A 6,052-nucleotide genomic window follows, 5' to 3' on the forward strand; every position below is an offset into this window, starting at 1 on the left:
GATGCCGGAAATATGGCGGCAGCCGGTATTCCGGTTTTAGATAACTGCGGTATCATCGGTCAATATGCACATAATAAAAAAGAATATGGCATAATTGATTCCTTATACTCTAGAGCTAAAATATTTGCAGGCACTGTTTTGAAAATTAAGGAGTTGTAGTTGTGGAACTTTCAACGGATATACGTTTTTGGTTACCGGCGTTAGTACCCATTGTATTTCTTTTAGTAGCGATTATTAAACTGCGGTGGCGGATTGCGAAGGCGTCGGTAGTCAGTATGAGCTTGGCATTGCTGATTGCCGGGTTGCTTTTCGGATCATCACCGTTAGCTTTATTATTTGAAACCGGTAAGGGCGTTTGGAACGCTGCCACCATATTGCTCGTGATTTGGCCGGCTATTTATTTATATGAAATAACTTGTGAAGTTAAGGCGGTTGAGGCGATTCGTACAGGTATTCAACGGATTACAAAACACGAACTATTGCAGATTTTAATATTAGGATGGGTGTTCCCCAGTTTCTTACAGGGGATAACCGGCTTTGGTGTTGCTGTGGCGGTGGGAGCGCCGCTGTTATTGAGTATTGGCGTAAGGCCGCTGTACAGTATTGTCATTGTACTGCTGGGCCATTCTTGGGGCGCTACGTTTGGGACCTTGGCGCTTGCTTGGGAGGCCTTGGTTCAGCAATCCTCGATGAATGGCAACGAACAAGTGTATGCCGCCTTTTTGGCGGCGGCTATGATTTGGATTTTTAACTTTTTAGCGGTGCTATATATTTGTTGGTTATATGGACGAATGAGGGCAATACAATCTGTTTGGCCGGTAGTAGTTGGCTTGTCGCTTGTCATGGGTGGTGGCGAATTATGGCTTGCCACCATTAATCCAACAATTTCCTGCTTTTTACCAACCGCTATCGGTATGGGCTTAGTGTTTGTGGTGAGTAAAATTCCAAAGTATAAGCAACGATGGTATAATACGGACAGTCCAATTATGATGCGGCTTAATCAAACTGAAAGAGCACCGTTGAATGACACGCCGGCAAAGGTCACTTCCGGACGTACCATGTCGTTTAATCAAGCTTTTTTGCCATACTATCTGTTGATTGGCATTACCGTATTATGCTTGTTAGTGCCACCGATTTACAATGCTCTCAGTGTCTGGAAAGTGGCGCTCACGTTTCCTGAGACGGCGACTGCTTTTGGCTATATGACTAAGGCGGAGCCTTATTTCAGCCCTGTGCAACCCTTAACGTATGCAGGTACGTTCTTACTTTTGTCAGCGCTAAGTAGTCTTTGGTACTATGAAAAAAAGAAATTTTTACCTAAATCAGCGGTAACGGCTATTAATAAACGTACTTTTGAAAAATGTAAGGCGCCTACCATAGCGATTACCTGTTTGATTGTCATGGCTAAATATATGGGCAGTAGCGGGCAAATTTATGTGCTTTCAACGGGGATTGTTGAATTGCTCGGTATTTACTATGTTATCGTATCGCCGTTACTGGGCATGATCGGGTCCTTTTTGACGGGCAGTAATATGTCGTCCAATATATTATTCGGCAATTTACAAATGCTGGCGGCTAAGGCGCTGGGCATAAATCCGGCTATTACGGCAGCGTTGCAAACTACCGGCGGCGTGCTTGGCAATTCCTTTTCGCCGGGCTGTGTGATTATGGGTATTGTCACAACCGGTTTTAACGAAGGTGAAGATAAAATATTGAAACTTATGATGCCGTTTACTATTGCGCTGGCTGTTATATTTGGTTTGTTAGGCTTTATGCAGTTATTGTTGTAAGTTTTGTCCTATAACCCTATAACCCTATAATCCTATAATCCTAAGCTTTGGATTCAGATAACACAAACCCCCTCTCCGTGCGGATGCACAGAGAGGGGGTTTGCTTATTATGCAGCTGATTTTCCTAGAGAGAGTAGTTATTTTTAATGATTAATTGCACACATTGGTCACATGAAACGCGAATATATTAATCATTTAAATTGGAAAAATCAACTGTAATACCGAGTGCCTTGGCTACGCCTTCGCCGTAAGCCGGATCACATTGGTAACAATGTTTAGCATGGCGTTCTTGAATTTCTTTAGAAACGCCGTTCATAGCACGTGCTGTATTTTCAAATAAAAGTTGTTGTTTTTCCGGAGTCATGAGACGGAACAATTTGCCCGGTTGGGTGTAGAAATCGGAATCGTCTTCATAGAAATCGTATTGGTAAGCAGGGCCCGTAATATCGAGCGGTGGTTCTTTGAATTCCGGTTGGTTGAGCCATTCGCCTTTAGTGTTTGGCGCATAGCCGATGGTAGCGCCGTGGTTACCGTCAACACGGCCGAGACCGTCGCGATGGTACATGTTAACAGGGCATTTAGCGGCGTTAACAGGAATCTGATGGTAGTTAGTGCCTAAGCGGTAACGCTGTGCGTCAGCATAGGAGAATAAACGACCTTGTAACATTCTGTCAGGGGAGAATCCGATGCCCGGAATTATGGTGGACGGAGCAAAGGCAGCTTGTTCAACGTCTTGGAAGTAGTTTTCAGGATTGCGGTTCAATTCCATGACACCAACTTCGATGAGCGGGAATTCGCTGTGATACCAAACTTTAGTGAGGTCGAACGGATTGTATGGCATTTCTTTAGCCTTTTCTTCCGTCATAACCTGGATGCACAATTTCCATTTCGGGAAGTCGCCTTTTTCAATGGCGTCGAATAAATCCCGTTGATGGCTTTCGCGGTCGCCGGCTACCACTTCGGCTGCTTCTTGGTCGCTCAAGTTTTCAATCGGTTGTTGGCAAACCCAGTGGAATTTAACCCAAACGCGTTCGTTATTGGCGTTGATTAAGCTGTACGTATGGCTACCGAAACCATGCATATGGCGGTAGGAGGAAGGGATACCACGGTCACTCATAACGATAGTAATCTGGTGGATGGCTTCCGGTAAGCTGGTCCAGAAGTCCCAGTTAGCTTCGGCATCACGCAAGTTTGTTTTTGGATTACGTTTTACGGCACGGTTCAAATCAGGGAATTGCAATGGATCGCGAATGAAGAATACCGGGGTGTTGTTACCAACGAGGTCCCAGTTGCCTTCTTCGGTGTAGAATTTAACGGCAAAACCGCGAATATCGCGTTCGGCGTCAGCTGCACCGCGTTCCCCGGCTACTGTGGAGAAACGAACGAATAAATCGGTTTTTTTGCCAACTTCTGAAAAAAGTTTAGCTTTAGTGTATTTAGTGATGTCATTAGTTACAGTAAAAGTACCGAATGCACCGGAACCTTTAGCATGCATACGTCTTTCAGGAATTACTTCACGAGCAAAATGGCCTAGTTTTTCCATGAGCCATACGTCTTGCATAAGGACAGGACCACGTTTGCCGGCCGTCATAGAGTTATTATTGTCCGGTACGGGTGCACCAAATGCGGTAGTCAATTTCTTTTTGTCACTCATTTTCCTATTTCCTCCTTAGTACCTACTAACTTTTCGATTGTTTTGAATGTTAACGGATAATTATTATCCATTTATACTATTATTATAACGTTAAATTTCGAAATACACAAGATTTTTTTATTAAAAATATTATTAAATTTGATGAGATAATAGCTGTAAATGCAGCTATTATCTGTAATGATTAAGCTATGTAATATAAAAGATACTTTACAATTTTTTGATATATTAATATGAAGTGAAGATGCTATATGATTGTTTCACGCATATATTTTGGACTAAATGGAGCTTTTCGGTAATATCTATCATAAGCGGAGACGTATCGCGGTTGATAATAAGTAGCTGACAATAAACGGCACATAATATACTTTATTAATGAACGGACGGTTCCTTTTCTTATTGAATTTTATATGATACTCTATACTTATAATATGCTTGTAGTATGAACATATCATTATTGACAGTGTATTTATTAGCTGGTTTGACGGAGACTTTATAAGGAAGTTTTAAAAGGAAATTACTACGAATTTCAAGCAAGAATTCCTACTAGAGATTTTTACCAAGAATTTTCTCGGAAATTAATAGATGTTTAAAAAGAAACGGAAGATTACTCATATGAAATATATACTGAAAAAAATGACGGTACTCATGGTGCTGGTGGGCTTTATCAGCTTTATGACGGCTGTGTCATTTAACGGTGTTGAGGCTAAATCGGAAAGACTTATGATTCAAGGTGACCACGGCGCCTTGTCGGCTGTGTTGCAAACACCGGACAAGGTTCAGAGTTATCCCTTGGTTATTTTGATGCACGGTTTTTCCGCGAGCAAAGATTATAAATTACTGGAATTGACGGCGGAATATTTAGAAAAAGCGGGGATTGCTTCCATTCGCTTTGATTTTAACGGGCACGGTGACAGTGAAGGCCGTTTTCAAGACATGACGGTGCCGAATGAAATTGAAGATGCGAAGAAGGTCTATGCGTACGCCAAAGCGTTACCGGGCGTTACGAATATTTTACTGGTCGGCCATTCGCAAGGTGGTGTGGTAGCCAGCATGTTGGCCGGCGAGTTAACGGAGCAATATGGCAATGATGCGGTGAAAGGGTTGGTTTTATTGGCTCCGGCCGCTAATATCGTAGATAAAACGATTGGGGGAGCCTTCTTTGGTGTACAGTTCGACACGGATACTATGCCGGAATACATTGAGTTGCCTAGCGGTTTACACGTAGGCCGTGATTATTTTAAAACGGCTTATAGTCTGCCTTTGTATGATACGGCCAAGCTGTATACGGGGCCGGTGACTATCATTCAGGGAAAGGAGGATACGGTAGTGCCGCCACGGTATGCGCAGCGTTTTGTTGAAATTTATAAGCATAGCACGCTTGAAATCGTGGAGGGCTATGATCATGAGTTTTCACAAAATATGCCTGCCATAGCGCGCGGGATAGTGCAGTCCGTGCAGCAAGATGTAAATCGTACGGATGATACGGATCTGAAGATTAATAGTTATCTCAACGAAATTCGGTTGTTTTTTGAAAAGATTATTGAAGTGCTCGATAAGGTGAAAGCATTTTTAGCGGGGTTAAGCTAAGTGTAGACATGTGAGAAAAGAGCTGTTTTTCTTCTGTTGTTAACTATTATTCCTATAATTTTAATGGTATAATATATCTATTACACAAAAACAAATGTTTAACAGACGCCGGGGGATGAAAGTGCACTTATATAAACGTTGTTTTGGTGCAATGAGAGATTAGAGAATTTTTTTCAAAAGAAAAGAGGAGAGAGTATGAGTTTAAGATTGTGGGAACAGGTGGCGGCTTGGAAGTCGCCGAAGTATCGCTTTGTGGATTTGACGCATGAACTAAGTCCGGAAACACCGCATTGGTGGGGTTTTAAGCCGCTAAAAGAAACGACTTTGTATGATTATCCCGAAAATAAAAAAGACGGTGACACTTGGACGGAAGCGCCTATGCAGATTAAGGAATACACTGTCGTAGGTCAGTACGGTACGCATGTGGATGCACCGATTCATTTTGATCCGAAGGGGCGTACGCAAGAGCAGCTTCGTGTTGATGAAATGGTATATCCATTGGTTGTTATCGATAAATCCAAAGAAGTAGCTGAAAATCCGGATTATGAATTATCCGTTGAAGATGTGTTGGCCTTTGAAGAACAGTACGGCCGTATTCCGGAAGGTGCGTTTGTTGCCTTTAGAACCGATTGGTATAAACAGCCGGCCGATGATTTTCAGAAAAAGGATGCCGACGGCAATCCTCATACGCCGGGCTGGACGATTCCCACATTGGAGTTTTTGGTAAAAGAACGTAATATCGGCGCCATCGGTCATGAAACGGCCGATACGGATGCGGCGATTCGAGCATTCCAACCGGATTCCCATCCGTTGCCGGCTGAGCAGTATATTTTGTCGCAGGATAGAATTCAGGTGGAAGTGTTGGCTCACTTGGATGAGTTACCACCGGTAGGAGCCGTTATCTTTGTAACTTTCCCTAAATTGAAAGGCGGTACCGGCTTTGCGGCGCGTTGCTTCGCCTTGGTAGAAAACGAATAAAATCAGATTGGGTTCTTACATCTTAATAAATGAAAAGAAGGGG

The 6,052-nt window shown here is 42.9% G+C and carries 5 protein-coding genes (1 of these 5 running past the window's edge); 4 read left to right on the forward strand and 1 reads right to left on the reverse strand.

What is annotated here, in order from left to right:
- Both QZL64_RS14485 and QZL64_RS14490 read left to right on the forward strand, forming a co-directional pair.
- On the forward strand, positions 1–159 hold the end of the coding sequence (locus QZL64_RS14485; RefSeq protein WP_441351098.1) for a M20/M25/M40 family metallo-hydrolase. The gene continues 822 nt to the left of window position 1, outside the view; only the last 159 of its 981 coding nucleotides appear in the window; its start codon lies off the left edge, out of view; the stop codon is at positions 157–159.
- A 2-nt stretch (positions 160–161) separates the two neighbouring features.
- On the forward strand, positions 162–1,790 hold the full coding sequence (locus tag QZL64_RS14490; RefSeq protein WP_021842669.1) for an L-lactate permease: 1,629 nt from the start codon (positions 162–164) through the stop codon (positions 1,788–1,790).
- A gap of 187 nt (positions 1,791–1,977) precedes the next feature.
- On the opposite strand, the gene QZL64_RS14495 is transcribed toward QZL64_RS14490, so the two are convergent.
- A complete protein-coding gene (locus tag QZL64_RS14495) occupies positions 1,978–3,444 on the reverse strand; it encodes a catalase (protein ID WP_021842670.1) in 1,467 nt (488 codons plus the stop codon).
- 612 nt (positions 3,445–4,056) lie between these two features.
- On the opposite strand from QZL64_RS14495, the gene QZL64_RS14500 reads away from it, so the two are divergent.
- Both QZL64_RS14500 and QZL64_RS14505 read left to right on the forward strand, forming a co-directional pair.
- The gene (locus tag QZL64_RS14500) at positions 4,057–5,031 is read left to right on the forward strand and encodes an alpha/beta hydrolase family protein (RefSeq protein WP_021842671.1); all 975 of its coding nucleotides are present in this window, start codon (positions 4,057–4,059) and stop codon (positions 5,029–5,031) included.
- Positions 5,032–5,226: 195 nt separating this feature from the next.
- Positions 5,227–6,009: a cyclase family protein gene (locus QZL64_RS14505; RefSeq protein WP_021842672.1), complete on the forward strand. Its 783-nt coding sequence runs from the start codon at positions 5,227–5,229 to the stop codon at positions 6,007–6,009.
- The last annotated feature ends 43 nt before the right edge of the window (positions 6,010–6,052 follow it).

It is taken from the genome of Veillonella sp. CAG:933, from assembly GCF_000431435.1.
In the GTDB taxonomy this organism is placed as follows: domain Bacteria; phylum Bacillota; class Negativicutes; order Veillonellales; family Veillonellaceae; genus Veillonella_A.

Excerpts from the sequence above, each read along its gene's own strand:
- QZL64_RS14495 (WP_021842670.1), bottom strand. The coding sequence starts at position 3,444 with ATGAGTGACAAAAAGAAATTGACTACCGCATTTGGTGCACCCGTACCG.
- QZL64_RS14500 (WP_021842671.1), top strand. The coding sequence starts at position 4,057 with ATGAAATATATACTGAAAAAAATGACGGTACTCATGGTGCTGGTGGGC.
- QZL64_RS14505 (WP_021842672.1), top strand. The coding sequence starts at position 5,227 with ATGAGTTTAAGATTGTGGGAACAGGTGGCGGCTTGGAAGTCGCCGAAG.